Annotated in this window: 21 protein-coding genes; 12 read left to right on the forward strand and 9 right to left on the reverse strand. The window is 67.3% G+C overall.

The window, feature by feature from the left end; translation table 11 throughout:
• Positions 1-49 precede the first annotated feature (49 nt).
• From PKE80_RS06405 to PKE80_RS06420, 4 genes are read right to left on the reverse strand one after another with little or no spacing between them, the layout of a single operon-like run.
• Positions 50-2,761: a xanthine dehydrogenase family protein molybdopterin-binding subunit gene (locus tag PKE80_RS06405; RefSeq protein WP_271181776.1), complete on the reverse strand. Its 2,712-nt coding sequence runs from the start codon at positions 2,759-2,761 to the stop codon at positions 50-52.
• Positions 2,758-3,234, reverse strand: a complete 477-nt coding sequence (locus PKE80_RS06410; protein ID WP_271181777.1) for a (2Fe-2S)-binding protein — start codon at positions 3,232-3,234, stop codon at positions 2,758-2,760. The genes PKE80_RS06405 and PKE80_RS06410 overlap by 4 nt, the downstream gene beginning before the upstream one ends.
• Positions 3,231-4,100, reverse strand: a complete 870-nt coding sequence (locus PKE80_RS06415) for an FAD binding domain-containing protein (protein WP_271181778.1) — start codon at positions 4,098-4,100, stop codon at positions 3,231-3,233. The genes PKE80_RS06410 and PKE80_RS06415 overlap by 4 nt, the downstream gene beginning before the upstream one ends.
• On the reverse strand, positions 4,097-4,861 hold the full coding sequence (locus PKE80_RS06420; RefSeq protein WP_271181779.1) for an SRPBCC family protein: 765 nt from the start codon (positions 4,859-4,861) through the stop codon (positions 4,097-4,099). The genes PKE80_RS06415 and PKE80_RS06420 overlap by 4 nt, the downstream gene beginning before the upstream one ends.
• A gap of 166 nt (positions 4,862-5,027) precedes the next feature.
• Here PKE80_RS06420 and PKE80_RS06425 point away from each other — a divergent pair, with 166 nt between their 5' ends.
• The 3 genes from PKE80_RS06425 to PKE80_RS06435 all read left to right on the forward strand — a co-directional run bounded on the left by PKE80_RS06425 (position 5,028) and on the right by PKE80_RS06435 (position 7,463).
• The gene (locus PKE80_RS06425) at positions 5,028-5,927 is read left to right on the forward strand and encodes an SMP-30/gluconolactonase/LRE family protein (RefSeq protein WP_271181780.1); all 900 of its coding nucleotides are present in this window, start codon (positions 5,028-5,030) and stop codon (positions 5,925-5,927) included.
• Between the two features lie 175 nt (positions 5,928-6,102).
• On the forward strand, positions 6,103-6,912 hold the full coding sequence (locus PKE80_RS06430; protein ID WP_271181781.1) for an SDR family NAD(P)-dependent oxidoreductase: 810 nt from the start codon (positions 6,103-6,105) through the stop codon (positions 6,910-6,912).
• Complete coding sequence (locus PKE80_RS06435) at positions 6,909-7,463, forward strand: nuclear transport factor 2 family protein (protein WP_271181782.1); 555 nt, start codon at positions 6,909-6,911, stop codon at positions 7,461-7,463. Before PKE80_RS06430 ends, PKE80_RS06435 begins: the two co-directional genes overlap by 4 nt.
• A gap of 36 nt (positions 7,464-7,499) precedes the next feature.
• Here the strand turns inward: PKE80_RS06435 and PKE80_RS06440 are convergent, their stop codons facing one another.
• The 4 genes from PKE80_RS06440 to fdhD form a co-directional block, all read right to left on the reverse strand.
• Positions 7,500-7,853 carry an EthD domain-containing protein gene (locus tag PKE80_RS06440; RefSeq protein ID WP_271181783.1) on the reverse strand — a complete coding sequence of 118 codons (354 nt, stop codon included), beginning with the start codon at positions 7,851-7,853 and terminating at the stop codon, positions 7,500-7,502.
• Positions 7,854-7,926: 73 nt separating this feature from the next.
• Positions 7,927-8,637: a hypothetical protein gene (locus tag PKE80_RS06445; RefSeq protein WP_271181784.1), complete on the reverse strand. Its 711-nt coding sequence runs from the start codon at positions 8,635-8,637 to the stop codon at positions 7,927-7,929.
• A 6-nt stretch (positions 8,638-8,643) separates the two neighbouring features.
• Positions 8,644-9,852, reverse strand: coding sequence for a toxic anion resistance protein (locus PKE80_RS06450; RefSeq protein ID WP_271181785.1), 1,209 nt, complete (start codon positions 9,850-9,852; stop codon positions 8,644-8,646).
• A 37-nt stretch (positions 9,853-9,889) separates the two neighbouring features.
• Entirely contained in the window at positions 9,890-10,762 is an 873-nt protein-coding gene (gene fdhD, locus PKE80_RS06455) for a formate dehydrogenase accessory sulfurtransferase FdhD (protein ID WP_271181786.1), read from the reverse strand.
• A 449-nt stretch (positions 10,763-11,211) separates the two neighbouring features.
• Between fdhD and accD the strand changes: the two genes are divergently transcribed.
• From accD to PKE80_RS06500, 9 genes are all read left to right on the forward strand, one after another.
• Positions 11,212-12,060 carry an acetyl-CoA carboxylase, carboxyltransferase subunit beta gene (gene accD, locus PKE80_RS06460; protein WP_271181787.1) on the forward strand — a complete coding sequence of 283 codons (849 nt, stop codon included), beginning with the start codon at positions 11,212-11,214 and terminating at the stop codon, positions 12,058-12,060.
• Complete coding sequence (accB, locus tag PKE80_RS06465; protein ID WP_008832223.1) at positions 12,057-12,518, forward strand: acetyl-CoA carboxylase biotin carboxyl carrier protein; 462 nt, start codon at positions 12,057-12,059, stop codon at positions 12,516-12,518. The genes accD and accB overlap by 4 nt, the downstream gene beginning before the upstream one ends.
• A gap of 13 nt (positions 12,519-12,531) precedes the next feature.
• Positions 12,532-13,884 carry an acetyl-CoA carboxylase biotin carboxylase subunit gene (gene accC / locus PKE80_RS06470; protein ID WP_271181788.1) on the forward strand — a complete coding sequence of 451 codons (1,353 nt, stop codon included), beginning with the start codon at positions 12,532-12,534 and terminating at the stop codon, positions 13,882-13,884.
• A gap of 148 nt (positions 13,885-14,032) precedes the next feature.
• Positions 14,033-14,980 (forward strand): acetyl-CoA carboxylase carboxyltransferase subunit alpha, encoded by a 948-nt coding sequence (locus tag PKE80_RS06475; RefSeq protein WP_211149935.1) that lies wholly within the window; start codon positions 14,033-14,035, stop codon positions 14,978-14,980.
• Between the two features lie 352 nt (positions 14,981-15,332).
• A complete protein-coding gene (locus PKE80_RS06480) occupies positions 15,333-17,960 on the forward strand; it encodes a DUF1592 domain-containing protein (RefSeq protein WP_271181789.1) in 2,628 nt (875 codons plus the stop codon).
• Positions 17,957-19,294: a DUF1552 domain-containing protein gene (locus PKE80_RS06485; RefSeq protein WP_271181790.1), complete on the forward strand. Its 1,338-nt coding sequence runs from the start codon at positions 17,957-17,959 to the stop codon at positions 19,292-19,294. Before PKE80_RS06480 ends, PKE80_RS06485 begins: the two co-directional genes overlap by 4 nt.
• A 130-nt stretch (positions 19,295-19,424) precedes the next feature.
• A complete protein-coding gene (locus PKE80_RS06490; protein WP_271181791.1) occupies positions 19,425-20,729 on the forward strand; it encodes an ankyrin repeat domain-containing protein in 1,305 nt (434 codons plus the stop codon).
• Positions 20,730-20,760: 31 nt separating this feature from the next.
• Positions 20,761-21,237, forward strand: coding sequence for a c-type cytochrome (locus PKE80_RS06495; RefSeq protein ID WP_271181792.1), 477 nt, complete (start codon positions 20,761-20,763; stop codon positions 21,235-21,237).
• Between the two features lie 8 nt (positions 21,238-21,245).
• On the forward strand, positions 21,246-21,932 hold the full coding sequence (locus PKE80_RS06500; protein ID WP_271181793.1) for a cytochrome b/b6 domain-containing protein: 687 nt from the start codon (positions 21,246-21,248) through the stop codon (positions 21,930-21,932).
• 146 nt (positions 21,933-22,078) lie between these two features.
• Here the strand turns inward: PKE80_RS06500 and PKE80_RS06505 are convergent, their stop codons facing one another.
• Entirely contained in the window at positions 22,079-23,197 is a 1,119-nt protein-coding gene (locus PKE80_RS06505) for a purine nucleoside permease (protein WP_271181794.1), read from the reverse strand.
• Positions 23,198-23,238: the final 41 nt, after the last annotated feature.

Here is a 23,238-nt window from a genome sequence, read left to right on the forward strand (position 1 = left end):
ACGTCCTGCTCCCCTCCCGCTTGCGGGAGGGGCCGGGGATGGGCCTTTCCTAGCCACGCTCCCCGGTCACTTTGGCGGAGCCGAACATGCCCATCTTGCACTTCCCCGAAACCGTCTGCCCATCGAACGTCAGGTCGTATTTCAGGGTGATCTTCATCGGCTTCTCGACTTTCATCTCGAACTTCAGCTGATTGCCCGACAGCACCCCGCCCGCAAAGGCCTGCCTGCCCTCCGGCGCTTCGAGCCAGCCGGAGACCGCGTCGCCATCGCAATCGAAGTGCGCCACCATCGCCTGCGGCCCCATCGGCGTCTTGAGCACCATGTTCCAGTCGCCGTCGATCCCGGAAACCTGAGCCACGGGCGCGGCCTCGACCGGCGCGGTCACCTCGGCTACGGGCACGACCTCCGACGCCCGCGTGCCCGAGACGTCGCGCTGCTCGATCACGTCGAGTATCCGCGCGGGCGTCAGCGGCAGCACGAGTTCGTCGATCTCACCGAACGGGCTGAGCGCATCGGCGATGGCGTTCACCAAAGTCGGCGGGCCGATGATGCAACCGCCCTCGCCCACCCCGCGCATGCCGCCGATGGTCTGCGACGGCGTGCTGGCGTGGAGGTACTCGAAGTCCGGCACGTCGAAGATCGTCGGCAGCATGTAGTCCTTGAACGTCGCCGCCAGCGGATTGCCGCGCGCGTCGTAGGGCATGTCCTCCAGCAGCACCTGCCCGATCGCCTGTGCCAGCCCGCCCGCGATCTGCCCCTCGACCACGCCGGGATTGATGACGGTGCCGCAGTCCTTCGAACTTATCCAGCGCAGTATCCTGACGAAGCCGGTCTCGGCATCGACCTCGACCATGCAGCAGTGCGCGGCGCTGGTCATGGTCATCGGTGGCGGCTGGTAGCGGTACTGCGCCTCCAGCCCGGTGGCGAGGCCGGGCGGCAGACGGCCGGGTTCGCCATAGGCGATCTCGGCGATTTCGCGCAGCGGGCGGGACATCTCGGGCGCCCCGGCGACGTGGACCATGCCCCCGTCGATGGTGATCGTCTCGACGCTGGCGTTGGACAAGTGCGCGGCGACGACCTTGATTTTCTCTGCCAGCAGTTGCGCCGCCTTCCACGTGGCGCCGCCCGCGATGACACCCTGTCGGCTCCCCGCCGCGCCCGGGGAGAAGGCACCAATGGCGCTGTCGCCTTCGTAGACCGCGACGTCCTCGTAAGGCACGCCCAGTTGTTCGGCGATGACCTGCGCCATCGTCGTCGCGGTGCCGTGGCCTTGCGAATGGGTGGAGAGCATGGCGACGACCTTGCCGGTCGGCTCGATCCGCAAGTGGACCGTCTCGCCCGTCATCGGCGCCATGGAACCGGCCGCGCCGGTGGGCTCGATATAGGTCGCGACGCCGATGCCGAGGTAGCGTCCCTCCTTGCGCGCCTCGGCCTGCTCGCGCCGGAACGCGGGGAAATCCACGTTGGCGACCAGCTTTTCGAGGCATTCGCCCGGCGTGATGTCCTCCACCGGAATGCCCAGCGTCGAGGTGTGCGGCTGGTCGGGAAGGTAGATCAGGTTGCGGCGGCGCAGCTCCACCGGATCGACGCCGATGCGCCGCGCCGCCTTGTCCAGCAGCGTCTCGCGCACCAGCGATTCCATCGCCCACGGCCCGCGATAGGCGCCCAGCCCCATGGTATTGGTGTACCACCCGCGCGTGACGAAGCCGTAGGCGGGCAGCTTGTAGCAAGGCCACATGAACATGTGGACGGCGATGTTGGCGTCCTCGCCCATGGGCCAGGCGCCGTTGTTGCAGGCATAGTCGCACCACGCGGCGGTCAGGCGGGCGTCAGCGTCGAAGCCGACGCTGAGCGTCACGTCCTGGTCGCGCGCATGGCTGGACGCGGTCAGCGCCTCGAAGCGGTCCTCGATCCATTTGAGAGGGCAGCGCATCAGCTTTGCCGCCGCGATGACCGCCATCTCCTCCTTCCACGGGATGTTCTTGAGGCCGAAGCCGCCGCCCACGTCCTTTGCGATGACGCGGATGGCCTCGGTCGGCATCCCCAGCACCAGCGCGATCCAGCGGGCCGCAAGGTGCGGGCTCTGGCAGCCGAGCCAGACCGTCATCTCGTTCGTACCCTCGGGAGAGGCGAGGCAGGCGCGCCCCTCCATCGGCGACTGAGCGATGCGCTGGTGACGCACGCGGGTCGTAACGACATGGGCCGAGGCATCGAGCAAGGGCTGGATCGCCAGCCGCGTGTCCTCGTCGCCCATCTCGGCGGCGATGTTGTCGTCGCGTTCGGGGTGAACCAGCGCACCGGTCCGCGCATCCGCAATGGTGACGACCGGCGCTTCCTCCTCGATCGTCACTTCGACCAGAGAGGCGGCGTCTTCCGCCAGCGCCCGGCTGTCGGCGACGACCATCGCGATCGGATCGCCGACGCAGGCGACGCGCCCGTCGGCGAGCAGGGTCACCGGCGCCTCGACGGGCGTGAAGAAGAAGGTCTGGAAGCTCACCGGCACGGCGGCGAGGTCCGCCTGCGTGTAGATCGCTTGGACGCCCGGCATCTCGCGCGCGGCGTCGAGGTCGATCGAGACGATCCGCCCCCGTGCCACCGCCGAGCGCACATAGGCGACGTGGAGCATCCCCGGCACCCGCACGTCGTCGGTGAACTGGCCGCGCCCGGTGAGCAGCCGCCCATCCTCCTTGCGCGGCTGGCGCGTGCCGACGTAGCGCGCGGCGCCGATGCCCCCCACATCCATTTTCGCCTCGATGTTCATGCCGATGCCCCCGCAAGCTGGCGGATCGCACGGCGAATGCCCTGATAGCCGGTGCAGCGACACAAGTGCCCGGACATGGCTTTGGTCAGCGCTTCCTCCAGTCCCGGCCCCTCATGATCGCGCGTGACGGCCGCCAGTGTCATCGCCACGCCCGGCGTGCAGAAGCCGCATTGCAGGCCGAAATTGTCCTTCAGCGCCTGTTGCACCGGATGCAGCGTGCCGTCCGGCGCGGCGAGGCCCTCGACGGTGGTAAGCTCCGCTCCGTCCGCCTGCACCGCCAGCATCAGGCACGATCGCATGGCCACGCCGTCCACCAGAACCGTGCAGGCCCCGCAGACCCCATGCTCGCAGGCGAGGTGCGTGCCGGTATAGCCGAGCGTATCGCGCAGGAATTCGCCAAGGCCGGTGCGCGCCTCGACGCGGGCGGAGTGGCGGTGGCCGTTGACGGTGAGGTCGATGCGATGCTCGCTCATGCGGCGCTCCTGAGGTCCAGCGTTTCGGCAAGTGCCCGCGCGAAGATGCGTGCACCGACCGTGCGGCGATATTCGGCGCTGGCGTGATGGTCGTCGAACGGCGCGGTATCGGCGATGGCGAGGCGCGCCATCGTTTGCGGGTCGATCCGGTCGAGCGCGGTCCCCACCAGCGCCGCTTCCACCTGCCTCGCCCGGATCGGCGTCGGCCCCATGCCGAACCAGCCGATCCCGGCGCGCGAGACCGTACCACCTTCCAGCACCAGCGCCCCGACGAGGCCGACGAGCGCGAAGTCCCCCGGCCGCTGCGCCACTTCGCGGAACAGCACCAGATGCCCGTCCGGCCAGTCGGGATAAACCACGCCGGTCACCAGTTCGTCCGGCTCCAGCACGGTCATGTAGGGGCCGAGGTAGAATTCGTCCGCCGGGACCGTGCGGGTGCCGCGCACCGAGGCGATCTCGACCCGGGCGCCCAGCGCCACCGCCGTCGCGGGCATTTCCGCCGCCGGCTCCCCAAGTGCAATCGAGCCCCCAACCGTCCCGCGATTGCGTGTCTGGTAATGCCCGACATGGCCGAGCGCGGTGACGAAGACCGGAAGATGCCGCGCCAGCGTCGCGTCACGCAAGGCGTCGGCCTGCCGCGTCGCCGGGCCGACCCGGATGCCGCCCTCCACCCGCGTCACGCCTTTCAGCGCGGCGATACCGTTGATGTCCACGAGCACGAACGGCTGGCTCATGCGCAGGGCCAGCAGCGGCATCAGCGTCTGCCCGCCCGCGATCACCGTAGCCCCCCCGCCCGCCTCGGCGAGCACGCGGCAGGCTTCCTCTACGCTGGAAGGGCGGACGTAGTCGAACGGCGCGGGCTTCATGAGCCCCACCCCCGGCGCCCGGCTTCATAGGCCGCGGTGGCCGTCACTACCAGCAGGACCGCCACGACTACCATCGTTGCCGATCCCGTGGCCGCCAGCATGTACCCGGCGACCAGCGCCAGCACGATCGCGACCACCCAGCCCCACAATGCGCCCGATGCGTCGGTGCCGCGCTCATGCGAAACCGCCGGGATCGCCCCCACGGCGACCTCCGGCGGCGCAGCGGCATCTCGTGCCGCCGAAACCGGTGCCCCTGCGCCCACCACCTCACCGAACCGGCCGAAGAACTTGCCCGCGAGGCTCTTCGCCGTCGCATCGATGATCGGCCCGCCGAGCTGCGCCATGCGCCCGCCGACTTCGGCCTCCACGTCGTAAGCAATCAGCGTGCCGCCGCCCTCCATGTCGGAGAGCCGAACTTTGGCCCCTCCCCTGGCCGAGCCCGCGATGCCGCCATTGCCCGATCCAGTGATCGAGTAGCCATTGGGCGCGTCGAGGTCGGACAGCGTCACGTTGCCCTTGAACCGCGCACCTATGGGGCCGATCTTCACTTCAGCCACGGCGAGGAAGCCGCTTTCGCCGTCCCGTTCAAGGCTCTGGCAGCCCGGAATACACTGGGCCAGCACGGCCGGATCGTTGAGCGCCTCCCACACCTGCCGCCGGGGTGCGGCGATCCGCTGCTCGCCCGTCATCTGCATCCCGGTCTCTCCCAGTCTGTCGTTGCAAGTCTCGTCGTTGCCCTGGATTGAACGCCCGGAGCGCATCGGATGCAAGAGGTTATGAGCGAGTGTGTATCTCATTTCCCACCTGCACGCAGGGTTCCGGCCTTCCGATACCGCCCCGGCGTTACCCTCCCGGCTCGTCGGCCAGCGCAAGGCTGGTAGCATCTCGTGGCGCACAAGAGATGCGCGGTCGGGGGAGAGACAGCCGATGGCCCAGCTTTTGACGGGGGAATTCGCCGCGCTGGCGCAGGGTGTTTATCTCGAAGGCCTGGCCGTCGATCACGAGCGCGACGTGATCTGGTACAGCGACGTGGTGGGCGGCGGCATCCACGGCGTGACGCCCGATGGCGGCAAGGTCGCCGTGCTCGACCCGGATCGCCTGTGGACCGGTGGCATCCTCGTCAACGCGGACGGCGCAGTGCTGTCGAGCGGACAGGGCGGCGTGCGCTGGAACGATCCCGCCACAGGCCGTTCGGGCTGGCTGATCGACACGCTCGGCGGAGTTCCGGTCAACGGCATCAACGAGATGTGGCCCGATGGCGAGGGCGGCATGTTCTTCGGCACGCTCGACATCGAGAGCGTCATCGCCGCAAGGCCGGCGCGCACCACGCAACTCTGGCGGCTGACGCGCGAAGGCCACACGGAATTGCTCGCGGACGGACTACAGTTCACCAACGGCATCGCGCACAACCCCAAATTGGCGCAATTCTATTGCTCCGAGACTTTCGGGCAGGGATTGGCGTGGGACGTGACGCCAGACCTGCGCCTCGCCAACCGCCGCGTCCTGCTCGACCGCAACGACTGCGACGGATTGGCCCTCGACATCGAGGACACCGTCTGGATTCCCGGCGTCTATTCACCCGGCATCATCCGGCGCATATCTCCCTCGGGCGAGGAACGCGAGCCGGTACCCACCCCGCCCGGCGCGACGACGCAAGTGCGTTTCGGCGGCGCGGACGGCCGCGACGTCTACATCACCCTTGTCCCTGCCGACGCCGGCGAGTGCCTGAGGACCGGGCGACCGCTCTCAGGCACGTCCACCCTGCAGCGCGGGCGCTCTGCGGTGCCTGGCGTCAAAGTGGGAACGACGCGCTTCGACCTCATCTGACGCGGGGGCGATGACCTCGCCGCGGACTTGATCCGGGCGCGGCGGGTGTCTTTAGGTACGTGCGGTCGGGTGAGGGCTTCGAGACGCTCTGGCCGGGCGGATTTGATGGAGCACTTCCGATCCCGCTCAGGTTGAGCTTGCCGAACCCGCGCGCCGGGACACGAAGGGAGAGAGCATGACCACCGGAACCGTCGTCATTACCGGAGCCGCAGGCGGCATGGGCCGTCCCGCTGCGCAGCGCTTCGCCGCGCAGGGCCGCCCGCTCCTGCTGTGCGACCTCGACCCCGTGAGGCTGGAGGCGCTGGCCGAGGAACTGCGCCCCGCAGCCGGAAAAGTGGACATCCTCGCCGCCGACATCGCGGCCGAGGACTTTCCCGCGCGGATCGTCGCCACGCTGGAGGACGCTCCGATCTCGGCACTGCTCCACACCGCCGGGCTCTCGCCGACGATGAGTGACGGGTCACGCATCTTCTCGGTGAACTACGACGCCACCGAAAGGCTGGTGGCAGGCCTGCTGCCCCACTTCGCCGAAGGGGGATGCGCGGTCCTGATCTCCTCGGTCTCGGCATACATGCTGGGCGATCCAGCACTGCTTGCCGCGATCCGGGAATTCGTCACCACCGGCAAACGCGACGGCATCGCCGGCTACATGGATCATCCGGGCATGGCCTATGCGATTTCCAAACGCGCGGTGATCGGCATAGTCGAACGCGACGCCCCGGCCTTCGGTGCAAGGGGCCTGCGCATCGCCTCGATCGCACCCGGCTTCATCGCGACCCCCATGGGCAATGCGGAGGCAGAGGCCAACGAGCAGCTGCGCAAGATGATCGACATCGTGCCGCAGGGGCGAATGGGCCAGGGCGACGAGATCGCCTCGGTCGCGGAATTCCTGTGCTCTCCGGCGGCCTCCTACGTCAGCGGCGTCGATATTCGTGTCGATGGCGGGATCATCGGCCTGCTCAACACGAAGGGCAGCGGCCAATGAGTGAAATCGCGAGCGACCTTGCCGCGACCATCACGTATCTGAAGGACCGGCAGGACATCCTCGACTGCATCATCCGGGAATGCCGGGCCCGCGACCGGCAGGATGTCGAGCAGATCGCCTCCTGCTGGTGGGAGGACGGTGTCGATGAGCATGGGGCGGTGGTAACTTTCGCCCCTGATTACCCGGAACGGGCCAACGCAGGCCATCGCTGGGGCTTCCAGGCGACCAGTCACAACATCACCAACCACATATGCGACATCGACGGCGATACCGCCAATTGCGAGAGCTACGTAGTCGGAGGGCTGTTCTGGAAGGATTCGCAGAAGACCTCGATCGCTTTCGGGCGCTATCTCGACAGGCTGGAGAAACGCGGCGGTGAATGGCGCATCATGGTGCGCCGCTGTACCATCGAGATGACTGCCGATGCCGACCCAAGCTGGGTATTCTCGGACGCGGTGAAGGGCTTCCTGAAGCACCAGTGGAGCCGGGAAGATCCCTCCTACGAGCGGCCGATCACGTGGAAGCCGAAGGAACAAGGCGTGCGGTGGTAGCACCAGGCCGGCAGCGGTGCGGCCGGCCACGCGCCCTCACCCGAAATCCGTCTCCCGCTCCGTTACGGTCGCAATGCGGAAGGATGTCCGGTCGAACAGGTTGTTCTCGTCCTCGATGATGTCATCCGGCATCGAACTGGTAGTGATGTAGGCCAGCGTTGCGCGGTAGACCTTTTCGTCCGCGAACCACAGCTCCGTGATGACGTCGGGGCCATCGATGTACGTTCCGGTCTCCGGATGTGGCTGAGGATCGACGTAGCGGCGGATATATCGCGTCACTCCGCGAGAATACTTCGCGGCCAGCGGCGCATGGTGCGTCTCGTAATAGTCGCGGAAAGCCTCGACCGAAATGTCAGGACGCCGCCTCATGAACAGCAGGATCTTGTGCATCCGGCAGCGATAGCATGGCCATGCCCCGCCCATGGAGAGCAAGCGCGCCGCCGGGGCGATCACTCCGCCACGCTCACTCCCCGTCGAGGTACTTCACTTCGAGAAAACGCCCGCGCGTCGCCAGTGCATCGACGTCGCCCTGCGACAAATCCTCGCTCATCGCTTCGATCTGGTCGGCGATGACGCAAAGGCCGTCGACCAGCTGCTCGGAGGGAGACGTGCCGCCCGCGCCCGCACGGCCACGCAACTGCGCCGGAATGCGGGTGTAGCTGTTCACCATCTCGGGCAGATGCTCCGTCAACAGCTTGCGGACCTCACGCGCGGCGGGGCCGCGCTCGTCGAGAACCGCCAGTTGCGGCGCAAGCTGTTCGAGGCGCACCCCGATCATGTCCACCGCATCGACGGCAGCGTTGGGCAGGGCCTTTCGCTTGCCTTCCAGCCACAGTTCGGTCGATCCGGCGAGTTCGGGAAGGCTGGCGGCGTTCAGATCCTCGATGTGCGTGCGCGGGGTCGCAGGAAAGATCGAGAGCACCGTGAAGACCGCCAGCCCCAACAGGAAAGTGAGCAGGCTGGCGGTGAACGAAACCCCGCCCAACACCAGCGCTGCGACCAGACCCGCAATGTAGATGCCCGCCATCGCCAGGAATGCCCGGCGCAACCGGCGCATGCGAAAGCGCCACTGCTCCTTGCGCGCGTTGTAGATGCGTGCGGCCCGCTGTCGCCGGGCTGCCCGCACGATGTCCTGCGATACGCGCTGTGCGCTCTTGGCTGGAACCTGGGCCATCGTCGCTTAGTCCAGCGCCTCCAGCAGCGACTTCGCGCCGGTCCCGTCGCTTACTGCCAGCCCCTCGGACTGGCCCTGTGCGCGGGCGACGTAGGCCTTGGACTTGCCGATCTCCCCTTCGAGCGAGGTGATCGTCTGCTTCATCGAATCGAGCGCCTTGACCTTGAAGGTGTCGATCGAATCCATCGTGTCGTAGATGTTCTGGAACGCGCGGCTCAGCGTCTCCAGCGGGATCGTCGAGTTCGCAGCCTGCTCGTGGATGCGCGCGGTGTTGTCCTTGAGCATCTGGCCGGTGGCGTCGATGATGTTGGCGGTCGTCGTGTTGAGCGCGGTGATCTGTTCGAGCACCAGCTTCTGGTTCGCCATCGCCTGCGCCACCGTCACCGCCGTGCGCAGCGCGCCGACCGTGGTGGTCGAGGCGCGATCAACGCCCTTCACCAGCTCGACGTTGTTCTTCTTGACCAGATCGAGCGCGAGGTAGCCCTGCACCGACACCGCCATCTGCGTCAGCAAATCCTGCGTGCGCTGGCGCACGTAGAACAGCGCGCTCTCCCGCACTGCCTTGGCCTTGGCGGGATCGGTGTGGTCGAGGTCGTTGGCCTTGTCCTCCAGCGCCTGGTCGAGCGCGCGGGACATGTAGATCATCTGCTCCAGCTTGCCCATCGCGGCCCAGAGGTTCTGCCGCTCCACGTCGATGGCGGCATTGTCCATCAGCAGCTCGTCCTTGCCGCCCTGAAGCCGCGCGAGGATCGCGCTGATGTGCCCTTGCGCGCTGGTATAGCCGTCGAAATAGTTGCGCAGCTTGGAGCCGAACGGGATCACCCCGAACAGCTTGCGCGGCGCCATGAGGTTGCCCTTGCGGCTGGGGTCGAGGTCTTCCACCGTGCGGCGCAGTTCGGCAAGGTCCGCGCCCACGCCCGCATCCTTGTCCATCGCCCGCACCGGGCGGTCGAGGAAGCGGTTGGAATGGCCCGAAGCCTCGGCGATCTCCTTGCGGCCCATGCTGGTCAGCTGGTCCACCCGGCGGCCGAATTCGGGCGAGGCGGCATCCTGCGCGACGAGATCGTCGACGAACTCGGCGACGCGCACCTGCAGCTTGCTCTTCGCCTCGTCGCCCACGGGGACAAGGCCGGCGGCCCGCTCGGGCTGGACGACCGGCACGGGGTCGGGCGGGGTCAGCTTGAGTTCGCCAGCAGTTTCGGTGGCCGTGGCCATGCAGTAATCCTCGTGAAAAACCCGGTTGTCCGCGAACCTATGTTCGCTCCGCCCCGTCTGCAAGGATAACCGGCCCCTCGCCTTCGACGAACCGCTGACCGGGATCGACCATGAGCATGGAATCCCCGCGCGCCACCACCGCCAGCCTGAGCCCCGCCGCCAGTGCGCGGCGCACCGCGAGGTCGCTTGGCGCCGAGATCGTCACCAGTAGCGGGCACCCGGCGCGCACGGTCTTCTCGACCAGTTCGTAGGAACAGCGCGAGGTCATGACGATGAACCCCAGCGACAGATCGACGCCCTGTCCGCCATTGGCCCGCGCCAGCGCGCCGACCAGCTTGTCGAGCGCGTTATGCCGCCCGACGTCCTCGCGCAGGGCGACGAGCCGCCCTTCCTCGTCGCAGAACGCGGCGGCGTGGGTGGCACGGGTGTGGCGGCCGAGTTCCTGCCCTGCCGCCAGCGCGTCGAGCGCCCGGCGGATCGCCTGCGGACTCGCCTGCGATGCCCGAGGCACCGATGGCAGCGGGCGCAACGCCGCTTCCACGCCCTCGATCCCGCAGATTCCGCAGGAACTGTCGCCCACCCGCCGCCGGGCGCGCTCCAGGATCGGGCCAAGGCGCTCGACCGGCAGGTTGACACGCGCGACGTAGCCCGTGCCCCACTGCGCGTCCTCGGTTCGATGGACCGCAACTTCGCCGACTTCGTGCGCCTCTGCCAGCCCCTCGGCCATCAGGAAGCCGGTGACGAAGTCCTCCAGCGCCAGCGGAGTCGCCATCATCACGGCATAAGCCACGCCATTGGTCTCGATCGCGACGGGCGCCTCGATGGGGACGGAAAGCTCGAAAGGCTCGCCCGGCTCGTCGCCATAGGCATTGCGATGGGCAGCGACGGGAATGGAGCCGGGGGTGGTCAATCGCAGTTCCTCGTCATCCCGGCGTAGAGCGGCATTTATGCGCGGCTTTGCGCCAGAGCGCCGTCGATGGCCCCCATCTAAAGACCGCCCACGGTCCAGGATCAAGTCCGGGATGACGAAAACCGCTCCTTTCCGCTTAGGGAAAGCGTATGAATACGATTGCAGGGCGGGAGTGGCATCAACGCCGATAACGCCCGGTTTTCGTATCCAATCTGCGCTGTCATATCGCCACCCCGCTACGCCCCGGCGATGCCCGCGCCGCGCAGTTGCCCACAGGCCCGGGCGAATTGGCTTGCGACCATCACGCGGATTCCTCTAATGGGCGCGCCTCGTACGGCTCCGGCGCGTTTCCCGGGTCGCCGCCGTACGCGCACGAGACGCGCCGAAACACAGGGGGGAAGAAGGCCAGTCTCGAAGGCCCTTTTTCCGCAGGATTGGTACGAAATCGAATGAGTTGGCTCGACAAAGTCCGAAATTCCATATCGAGCCTCGCCAAGCGCGATACGCCCGACGAACTCTGGATGAAGTGCGCCAGCTGCGGCGAGATGCTCTTCATCAAGGAATTCGAGGCCAATCTTTCGGTCTGCCCGAAGTGCGAGCACCATGGCCGCATCGGCGCCAAGGCCCGCTTCGACCTGCTGCTCGACACCGGCTACACCGTCCTGCCGACCCCCAAGGTTCCCGAGAACCCTCTGAATTTCCGCGATACCAAGAAGTATCCCGACCGCCTCAAGGCCGCCCGCGCCGCCAACCCCTACCCCGATGCGCTGACCAACGCCTTCGGCGCCATGAACGGCGCCAGGGCCGTGCTGGGTGTGCAGGACTTTAAGTTCATGGGCGGCTCGATGGGCATGGCCGTGGGCGAAGCCTTCGTCGCCGGTGCCGAGAAGGCAATCGCCGAGAACTGCGCCTACGTCATCGTCACCGCAGCGGGCGGCGCGCGCATGCAGGAGGGCATCCTGTCCCTCATGCAGATGCCCAAGACCACCGTGGCCACCCGCCGCCTTGCCGCAGCGGGCCTGCCCTATATCGTCGTCCTGACCGATCCCACCACCGGCGGCGTCACCGCCAGCTACGCCATGCTCGGCGATGTGCAGATCGCGGAACCCGGCGCGCTCATCGGCTTTGCCGGCCAGCGCGTGATCCAGGACACGATCCGAGAAAAACTCCCCGACGGCTTCCAGCGCGCCGAGTACCTCCATGCCCACGGCATGGTCGACATGGTGGTCCACCGCAAGGACCTGAAAGACACACTGGCAACGCTGCTCGGTTATCTTGCACGAAAGGAAGTCGCGTGAATATCGATAGCGCCCTGGTACGCGAGCTCGCAGAGCTGCTGGCCGACACCGGCCTGACCGAGATCGAGGTCGAGGACGGCGATCGCAAGATCCGCGTCTCGCGCCAGATGGTCCAGCAGATGGCCGCCAGCCTGCCGCCGATGGGCTATGCGCCCGCGCCCGTCGCTGCTGCTGCTCCGGTTGCCGCCGCCGCAGAGGCCGCGCCCGTCGCTGCCGCCGCGCCGGTCGATGCCGTGAAGTCGCCGATGGTCGGCACCGTCTACCTCGCCGCAGAGCCGGGCGCGCCCGACTTCATCTCGGTCGGCAAGACCGTGAAGCAGGGCGACGTGCTCCTCATCGTCGAGGCCATGAAGGTCATGAACCAGATCGTCGCGCCCAAGGCGGGCACCGTCACCGCGATCCTCGTCGACAACCAGCAGCCGGTCGAATACGACCAGCCGCTCGTCGTGATCGGCTGAGAGCGGGACTGACATGGCCATCAAGCGCCTCCTGATTGCCAACCGCGGCGAAATCGCGCTGCGCATCCATCGTGCCGCGCACGAGATGGGCATCGAGACCGTCGCGGTGCACTCCACCGCCGACGCCGACGCGATGCACGTGCGCCTGGCAGACCACGCGGTCTGCATCGGTCCGCCCGCCGCGAAGGACAGCTACCTCAACGTTGCCGCCATCATCTCGGCCGCCGAGATCACGCAGGCCGACGCGGTGCATCCCGGCTACGGCTTCCTCTCCGAGAACGCCCGCTTCGCCGAGATCGTCGAGGCGCACGGCCTGAAGTGGGTCGGCCCCAAGCCCGAGCACATCCGCACGATGGGCGACAAGGTCGAAGCCAAGCGCACCGCCGGTGCCCTCGGCCTTCCGCTGGTCCCGGGTTCGGACGGGGCGATCGAGGACTTCGACGAGGCGCGCGCACTGGCCGAGACGATCGGCTACCCGGTCATCATCAAGGCCGCTTCGGGCGGCGGTGGTCGCGGCATGAAGGTCGTGAACAGCCCTGAGGAACTGGAAAGCCAGATGGGCCAGGCCCGTTCGGAGGCCAAGGCGGCCTTCGGCGACGCCACGGTCTACATGGAAAAGTACCTCGGCAACCCGCGCCATATCGAATTCCAGGTATTCGGCGACGGCAACGGCGAAGCGGTGCACCTCGGCGAGCGCGACTGCTCCTTGCAGCGCCGCCACCAGAAGGTGCTGGAAGAGGCCCCCTCGCCCGTCATCACGCCGGAAGAGCGCGACCGCATGGGCGGCATCGTCTCGAAGGCGATGGCCGACATGGCCTATCGCGGCGCGGGCACGATCGAGTTCCTCTGGGAAAACGGCGAGTTCTACTTCATCGAGATGAACACCCGCCTGCAGGTGGAGCATCCGGTGACCGAGGCCATCACCGGCGTCGATCTGGTGCGCGAACAGATCCGCATCGCCGACGGCCAGCCGCTTTCGTTCAAGCAGGACGAGATCGAGTTCAAGGGCCACGCCATCGAATGCCGCATCAACGCGGAAGACCCGTGGAACTTCACCCCCTCGCCGGGTCAGGTCACGGGCTACCACGCGGCCGGCGGCATGAACGTGCGCGTCGATAGCGGCCTCTACGCCGGGTATCGCATCCCGCCGTACTACGATTCGATGATCGGCAAGCTGATCGTCTCGGGCCGCAGCCGCAACGGCGCGATCATGCGCCTCAAGCGCGCGCTGGGCGAGATGGTGATCGACGGCGTGAAGACCTCGATTCCCTTGCATCAGGCATTGCTGGAAGACCCCGAGTTCAACTCGGGCGACTACACGATCAAGTGGCTGGAAGACTGGCTGGCGAAGCGCGCCGCCGACTGAACCCTTCGCTCGTCATTGCGAGCGAAGCGAAGCAATCCAGGGCGGCTTGGGCGGCTCTGGATTGCCGCGGGGCTATCGCTCCTCGCAATGACGAATGTAGGGTAATGGCCGGCTTCAAGACCAAGCCGAGCGTATTTGAGAGACTGACATGATTTCGTTCCTCGATTTTGAAAAGCCGATCGCCGAGCTGGAAGCGCGCATCGCCGAACTGCGCGCCACCGCCGACGGCAGCGACCTCGACATCGAGAGCGAGATCGACAAGCTCGCCAAGAAAAGCTCCGGCATGCTGGAGGCGACCTACGCCAAGCTGACCCCGTGGCAGAAGACGCAAGTGGCGCGCCACCCGCAGCGCCCGCACTTCGTCGATTACCTGCGCCTGATCTTCACCGATTTCGTCGCGCTGGGCGGTGACCGCCTCTACGGTGAGGACGCAGCGATCATCGGCGGCCTCGCAACGCTGGACGGCCGCAAGGTCATGGTCATCGGCCACGAAAAGGGCCACGACACGACCACCCGCATCAAGCACAACTTCGGCATGGCCAAGCCAGAAGGCTACCGCAAGGCGATCCGCCTGATGGAGATGGCCAGCAAGTTCGGCCTGCCGGTCGTCACGCTGGTCGACACCGCAGGTGCCTTCCCCGGCGTCGAGGCCGAGGAACGCGGCCAGGCCGAAGCCATCGCCCGCTCGACCGAGGCTTGCCTTGCCCTCGGCGTGCCGATGGTGGCGGTGATCGTGGGCGAAGGCGGCTCGGGCGGCGCGGTGGCGATCGCCGCCGCCAACACCGTGCTGATGCTGGAGCACTCGGTCTACTCGGTGATCTCGCCCGAGGGTGCGTCCTCGATCCTGTGGCGCACGCCCGACAAGGCCGCCGACGCGGCCACCGCGATGAAGGTGACGGCGCAGGACTTGCTGGGTCTCAAGGTCATCGACGGCATCGTCCCCGAACCCACCGGCGGCGCCCACCGCGACCCCGCCGCCACGGCACGCGCGCTGGCAGATGCCGTGGGCCGCGAACTCGATGCGCTGAGCCGCCGTTCGAGCGCTGAGCTGGTCCGCCAGCGCGAAGACCGCTTCCTGGCGATCGGCTCGCTCTGATCATCCGTCGTCCCGGACTTGATCCGGGACCGCTGGCCGTGAACCGATGATGATGACAGTTTCCATCGTCATTGCGAGCGAAGCGAAGCAATCTAGGGCGGCACTACACTGTCCTGGATTGCTTCGCTTCGCTCGCAATGACGATGGGTTGGTTGTATGCTATCCCGCCTGCGCGTAATGGCTCCGAACGCCCACCCCGCTCCAATTTCTCGCACGCCATGTCCGATTAATGCTGTTGGACCGCAACACCCCCAACCGATAACCCGTCCGCCCAACAGGACCCGTTTCGGCGGGACAGGGCGTGCCGGAAACCCGCGAAAACGCGGGCCCGGCCATGGGGTCGGAAACATCGATGAGCCTTCTCGGGCGACACAACCTCGGCAGGACGACGCTCGCGCTCAGCGCACTCGTCAGCGCCGCCACCGTCTACGCCGCAGTTCAGGATGCCGCGCCAGACCAGACGCCCGATTTCGCCGCGATGACCCCGCAGCAGGCCGCGAACTTCGTCGAGCCGATGCTGGGCGAATACTGCTCACGCTGCCACAACGACATCGACAACATCGCCGACCTCTCAGTGGAAGACCTGCGCGCCGACGACATCCGCACCGGCAAACACGCCGACGAATGGGAGAAAATCCTGCGCCGCGTCGCCGCCGGAGAAATGCCGCCCCACGGCAAGACCCAGCCCTCGGCGCAGATGCGCGCCGCCTTCGTGAACTGGCTCGACACCTCTCGCGCGGGCTACCTCGCCGCCAATCCCGACCCCGGCCGCCCGGCGCTGCGCCGCCTCAACCGCATGGAATACGCCAACGCGGTGCGCGACCTGCTTGCGCTCGATGTCGATTTCAGCCGCGAACTGCCTGCCGACAACTCCGGCTTCGGCTTCGACAACATCGCCGATGTGCTCTCCGTCTCGCCCACGCTGATGGAACGCTACGTCGCGGTGGCAGGCAAGGTCGGCCGCATGGCCACCGGCCTCACCTCAAGACGCGAGGTGGTGACGACATGGCAGGTGCCCAAGGACGGCTCGGTCCAGAACTCGGGCGTGCCGGCGTATAACGAGCGGGCGGGCGCGATGCTGCCGCTGGCCTCGCGCGGCGGCTATGCGCAGCGCTATTACGCGCGTTACGACGGCCAGTACGACGTTTCGGCCTGGCTCAACGCCAACACCAACAACGAAACCGACCGTCTGGCCGAGGACAAAGTCACCGCCCGCGTGCCGATGAAGGCGGGCTCGCACCTCGTGGCGCTGTCGTTCCGCCGCACCATCGCCCCGTCCGAGGCGGTGCAGGTGCTGCGCAACGATACGGACAAGGTACCGCTGCCCCTCGAAAAGCCGAAGATGCTCCCCCTCGATGTCTGGATCGACGGCAAGCTCGCGAAGACGCTGAGCGTCCCCAGCTACCGCATGCACCAGCGCTATTCGCAGCAGAACTTCCCGCGCGACGTGCTGCAGGTCGATGTCGCCGGGCCGTTCGATGCGGCAGGCGTGCCGGACACCGCAAGCCGCCGCGCCGTGTTCCTCTGCCGCCCGAAGAAGGCCAGCGAGGAAGATGCCTGCGCGACGAAGATCATCACCACCCTCGCCCGCCGCGCCTGGCGCCGCCCGGTCGGCGGCTTCGACGTCGCCCCGCTGCTGCGCATCTACGCCGAGGAACGCAAGGCATCCGACTTCGAGCATGGCATCGAGGCGGCGCTGGAGGCCGTGCTCGTCTCGCCTGAATTCCTCTTCGTGGTGGAGCGCGATCCGCAAGGCGCGATGCCGGGCAGCGTCAACCGTGTCTCCGATCTCGAACTGGCGACGCGCCTGTCGCTGTTCCTGTGGAGTTCGATCCCCGACGACCGCCTGCTGACCCTCGCCGAGCAGGGCAAACTGGGCCAGCCCACCGTACTGAACGCCGAGATCGCCCGCATGCTCGCCGATCCGCGCGCGAAGGCGTTGACGACGAACTTCGCCGGGCAATGGCTCTACTTGCGCAACCTCGACCAGCAGCGCCCCGACACCGAGGTGTTCCCGAAGTTCGACGCGCGCCTCAAGTCGGCGATGGCGACCGAGACGGAGATGTTCTTCGCCGACGTGCTGCGCGGCGACCGCCCGGTGCTGGACTTCATCAGTGCCGACTACACCTTCCTCAACCAGCGCCTTGCCGAGCACTACGGGATTCCCGGCGTCTCCGGCCCCGCCTTCCGCCGCGTGGCGCTGCGTCCCGAATGGCATCGCGGCGGGCTGCTGGGGCAGGCCAGCGTGCTGACGGTCACCTCCTATGGCAACCACACCAGCGTGGTGAAGCGCGGCAAATGGATCCTCGACAACATGCTCGCCGCCGCGCCGCCCCCGCCGCCCCCGGACGTGCCCGCGCTCAAAACCAGCCACGACGGCCGCCTGCTCACCGCGCGCCAGCAACTCGAACTGCACCGCGCCAACCCGACGTGCGCAGCCTGCCACGTGAAGATGGACCCGATGGGCTTCTCCCTGGAAAACTTCGATGCCGTCGGCGCCTGGCGCACAGTGGATGCAGGCCAGCCGATCGACACCCTCGCGACGATGCCCGACGGCTTCAAGTTCGAGGGCCTCACCGGGCTCCAGCAAGTGCTAATGGACCGCAAGGACGAGTTCACCCGCGCCTTCACCGAGCGGCTGATGACCTATGCGGTGGCGCGCGGCCTTTCGGCCAACGACATGCCCACGGTGCGCGCGATCGCCTCTGCGGCGGCAGCGGACCAGTACCGCATCCAGACCATCGTACGCGGGATCGCGCAAAGTCCGGCCTTCACCCTGCGCCGCGTGCCGCAGCCGTTCAAGGCGGCCTATGGCCAGGCCCCGCGCCTGCCCCTTCGACAAGCTCAGGGTGAGCGGGGTTGGGGTTATGTCTCTGGCAAAAACGCTCTCAATTCCGCTCGGGCTGCGCTTGTCGAAGCCCCGTCGGCAACGCCCGCCGCCCTGTCTCTGATCGCCACTCCCCGGAAGGCCCTGAAATGAGAGTGATCCGCCCCGCCCTCTCGCGCCGCACCGTGCTGCGCGGTGCCGGTGCCGCCATGGCGCTGCCCTTCCTCGAAGCCATGATGCCAAGCGCCAAGGCCGCCGACCTGTCCTCGCGGCCCAAGCGGCTTCAGGTATTCTACTCACCCAACGGCATGACGATGCCGGACTTCCTGCCCACCGCGACCGGCGCGGATTATGTCCTGCCCTCCTCGCTCCAACCCCTCGCCCCTCACCGCGAGCAGATCGCCGTCATCAGCGGCCTCGGCCATCCGCAGGCCGCTGCCATGGGCGACCGACCGGCCGGCCACGGACGCTCGTGCCCCGCTTTCCTCACCGGGGCGCACGCCAAGCAGACCGAAGGGCCGGATATCCGCGCAGGGATATCGATGGATCAGGTCTTCGCGCAGCACCTGGGTGACGCCACCCCGCTCGCCTCGCTGGAACTGGGGATCGACACCGCCAGCCTGCTCGGATCGTGCGACATCAACTATTCGTGCGCCTATACCAACGGCATCTCGTGGCTCACCCCCACGGTGCCGCTGCCGGTGGAGGCGAACCCCCGCGCCGTGTTCGAGCGGCTGTTCGGCGATGGCGACACCGACGAGGCAGGCCGCCTCGCCCAGTTGCGGCGCCAGTCCTCGATCCTCGACTTCGTGATGGACGACACCCGCCGCCTCTCGGGCCAGCTGGGCATGGAGGACAAGCGCAAGCTCGACGAATACCTCGACGCCACCCGCGCCATCGAGAAGCGCATCCAGCGCAGCGCCGCTTCGCCCGCCACCACGCAGGCGGCCAATCTGCAGCAACCCGCAGGTATCCCCGACGACTTCGCCGAGCACGTGAAGCTGATGATCGACCTGCAGGTGCTGGCCATGCAGGCCGACATCACCCGCGTCGGCACGTTCATGATCGGGCGCGAACTGTCGAACCGTACCTATCCGGAGATCGGCGTGCCGGATTCGCACCACATGCTCAGCCACCACGGCAACAACCCGGACAAGATGGCGCAGTTGGCGAAGATCAACCGCTATCACATGGAATTCTTCGCCTACTACCTCCAGAAGATGAAGGACACGCGCGACGGCGACGCCTCGCTGCTGGACCGGACGCTGGTGATCCGGGGCTCCGCGTTCGGCGATTCCAACGAGCACGACTACATGGACCTGCCGGTGATCGTCGCGGGCGGGCTGGTGAAGGGCGGGCGCCACAGCCGGGTCGAGAAGGGCACCACCATGTCCAACCTGATGCTGGCGGGCCTGCAGACGCTGGGCGTGCCCGCCGCGAGGTTCGGCGACAGTACGGCGCCCTTGCGGGAACTGACCGATGCGTGAGCCTCCTCGTCGTCCCGAACTTGCTCCGGGACCGCCGGCCGTGAACGGCCTACGCCCCGGCAAGGCGCATCACGCGACGCCGCGCCTAAAGATCGCCACCGGTCCCGGAGCAAGTCCGGGACGACGAGCATTGACCGCCCTGGCTTGCCTTATCGCCACGCCCGCGCCGGCCGATACCTTGGCCGATGCCCTCGCCACCGCCGATCCGATCACCGTCGAGGGCGCGCTGAAGGCGGGTGCGGATGCGAACGCGCCGTTGCTCTATGGCGAGAGCCCGCTTGCCCGCGCCATCGAGACGCAGGATCCCGCGCTCGTCGCCGTCCTGCTGAAGCATGGCGCGAAGCCGAATGTCATCGATGCCGAAGGCCTCACTCCCCTCTCCCTCGCCTGTGAGCGCGGCAGCACGGCCATTGTCGTGCAACTGCTCGACGCTCGCGCCGATGTACGCAAGCCCGGGCCTGACGGCGTCACCCCGCTCGCGGTCTGCGCGCGCTACTCGGGCGCAGAGACCGTCACGCAGATGCTGGCGAAGGGCGCGAAGGCCGACAGCCTCGATGCGCGCGGACAGACGCCGCTGATGTGGGCCGCCTCCGCCGGGAACCTTGGCGCGATCGCCGCGCTTCTCAAGGCGGGAGCGAAGGTGAACCGGGCCACCGGGGAAGGCTTCACTCCGTTGTTCTTCGCCATCACCAGCGGCTCGGGCGAGGCGACCCGCGCCCTGCTCGATGCCGGAGCCGATACAACCCATCGCGGGCCGGAGAACACCAGCGCCCTGCAACTGGCGCTCTACCAGAAGAACTGGCGGGCCGCCGAAATGCTGGCGCCGCTGGACTTCGACCTCGCCGAGCGCGACCGCAACGGCGAACAGCCGCTCCACGTCGCGGCGAAGGGCGGCGACACGGCGCTGATCGACCTGCTGCTGGCGAAAGGCGCGGATGTGAACGGCCTCACCGGCCCTTCGCGGATCACGTGGGTGACGGAGGCGAACTTCGGCATGCCGCCCGCCCCCGTACCGCCCACACCGCCCCTGCTGCTGGCCGCGCAGGCCGGGCGGGTCAAAGCGATGAAGCGTCTTGTCGCAGGCGGAGCGAACCGCACTTTCGTCGCCGAGAACGGCGTCAACGTCGTCCTCGCCGCCGCTTCGGGCCACAGTGCGGCAGCGCTGGAGGAGGCGCTGGCATTGGCCCCCAATGCCAATGTCGCCGACGCGAAAGGCACCACGCCGCTGCACCTGGTGATCGGCGGCGGCATGCACGACCAACTCGGCGCGATGCTCAAGGTGCTGGCCGCGCACGGCGCGAAACCTACCCTCGCCAATGCGCGCGGCACAACGCCCGCGCAGATGGCCGAAGGCGGACTTGCGACGGTAAAAGCGGTCTACGATCAAGTCTTTGGCCAAACGGCCGCGCCTGTGTTAGCCACCAATCGTCCTTGAATCCCAACAAACCGATCAGGATCGAAAAACCATGACGCTTTCCAACAAGCTCTCGCTTGCCGTACTCGGCGTGTCCGCCGCCGTTCTGACGGTGAGCGCGACCGTCGCCATCGCCGCCTCGCCCGCCGAAACCGCCATCGCCACCCGCCACGCCAACTTCAAGAAGATGGGCGGCGCCATGAAGGTCCTCAAGGACCAGCTCGCCAGCGGCTCGATCGACAAGGCCCAGGCCGTCGCCGCCGCCAAGACGCTGGCTGCCACCGGCCGCGCGCAGGTTGGCCTGTTCCCTAACGGCTCGGGTCCGTCTTCCGGGGTGAAGACCGAAGCCCTGCCCGCGATCTGGACCAACCGCGCCGCCTTCGACGGCGCCATGAAGACCTATATCGCCCAGGCCGACAAGCTGGTCGCCGTCGCGGGGACCGGCAATGCCGCGGCCATCGGCGCGCAGTTCAAGGCCGTCGGCGGCGCCTGCGGCTCGTGCCACAAGCAGTTCCGCGCCGACGACTGAGGATACGCATGACTCGCTCCACTACACCCGTCTGGGACCCGACCATCCGCCTGTTCCACTGGCTGCTGGTCGCGCTCATCGCCTTTTCGTGGTGGAGCGGGGAACAGCATGATCTCGAACGCCATCGCCTGTCGGGCTATGGTATCCTCGCGCTGCTGGTGTTCCGCGTCTACTGGGGCTTCTTCGGCCCCCGTACCGCGCGGTTCTCCAGCTTCGTACGCGGGCCGGGTGCGGTCGCGGCCTATTTCAAGGGCCTTGGCCACCGGACCGCGAGCCATGCCGACGGGCACAATCCGCTTGGCGGGTGGAGCGTGGTCGCCATGCTGCTGGCCGTCGGCGCGATGGTGACGGCGGGGCTGTTCGCCAGCGACATCGACATGCTCTACGACGGGCCGCTGGCGACTTACGTGTCGTTCGACCAGTCCTCGGCCGCTTCGGACCTGCATTCGACGATCTTCAACGTGATCCTTGCGCTGGTGGTGCTTCACGTGGTGGCGGTGGTGTTCTACCTTGCGTGGAAGCGCCAGAACCTCGTGCGGCCGATGGTGACCGGCAAGCGCCCGGTTGCTGCGGGAGAAGACGTGGCGGACCTGCGCTGGTCGCCGGTCAAGGCGCTGATCGGCATCGTCATCGCCGTGGCCTTCGCATGGGTAGTCTCGACCGGCTTCCAGTTCGGCAACGCGCCCGCTTATTGAGAACTCCCACCCCAATGAATTACATCGTCGTCATCCCCGCGAAGGCGGGGACCCATCTGATGTCCTGGCAACGGGCACCGTCAGGAGATGGGTTCCCGCCTTCGCGGGAATGACGACGAAAGTTTCAATACAGGATTGATCGCGCCTCAGGGCGTCGCGTCCTTGTAGCGGTCCCAGTTGCCGAGCAGTTCGTCGACCACCTTCGAGCCCACGGTGTAGAGGTTCTCCACCGCCGCCTCGAGCCCAGCATAGCCTTCGTTTTCGCGCAGCAGGTAGGTCGCCGCATCGACGCCCGGCGGCGGCATCGTGAAGTTGGAACCGGCGCGCACCACCAGCACGCGGTCACGGTCGGCGCGGCCCACGGCGTCGAGGTAAGTCATCGCCTGCATGACGCCGGTGTCCTCCATCACCGAAGTCACGAACTCGCCCTGCCCGCCGCTCCAGTAGCGAACCCAGTCGTTGGCCCAGTCGGTCAGCTTCTCACCGTGCCAGAAGGTCATGGCGGAGAGCGTATCGCCCTCAAGGACGAAGGGCGCTTCCTGCGCGTGCGGGTAATCGACGAACTTCGCGCGCTCCACGGCGATCGCCGGAGAGTCGGGAAGCTCGATGTTCTTCGTCAGCTCATAAGCCCACTTCTCGAGGCTGGGATTGACCTGGAACATCTCGCCGCCCGAGGGATCGGGCTTCGTGGTCTTGTCGTTCGGCCCCTTGGTGTGACGGGCAAAGTAGCCGGTCTTCCAGTCGGCCGGGATTTCGCGCGCGTCGATCTCGTGCGCGAGGTCGCCATCGACGACGTAGCGCGCCCAGGCGACCGAGCCGATCGAAGCATCCTCGGGGTCGATGCCCGCGATGCCCGCGACGAGCCAGTAGGCCTGGCTCAGATCGAAGCGCGGGTCGAGGCCGAGAGCCATCGTCGCCGCCGTCGAGCGCGCGGTGCCGATCCCGGTCACCATGCCGAGCACCTGCGTCTCGGGATTGTAGTAGAGGTCGTGGAACGACTGCGGGAAGGGAATACGCTGGGTCAGGCCGCGGCGCGCCTTCCACAGCTGGAACTCGCCCGCGACGTCGCCCTCGTCTTTGCCGATCTCGAAGAGCGAGACGATCACCACCTTGACCGGCAGCGGATGGTCGCAAGGCGCGCCGGGATCGCAGTCGGCGACGGCGGAAGTCGTGGGGGGCGATGCCGTGGCATCGGCGGCGAACGCCGGGGTGGCCGCAGCGAGCATGGCGCCCGCCATGAGAGTCGCGAGCGTCTGGGAGCGCATGGGTAACCTTTCTATTCAAACCGCAAGAAGGGAGCGCCGGC

The organism is Novosphingobium resinovorum, assembly GCF_027922145.1.
In the GTDB taxonomy this organism is placed as follows: domain Bacteria; phylum Pseudomonadota; class Alphaproteobacteria; order Sphingomonadales; family Sphingomonadaceae; genus Novosphingobium; species Novosphingobium resinovorum.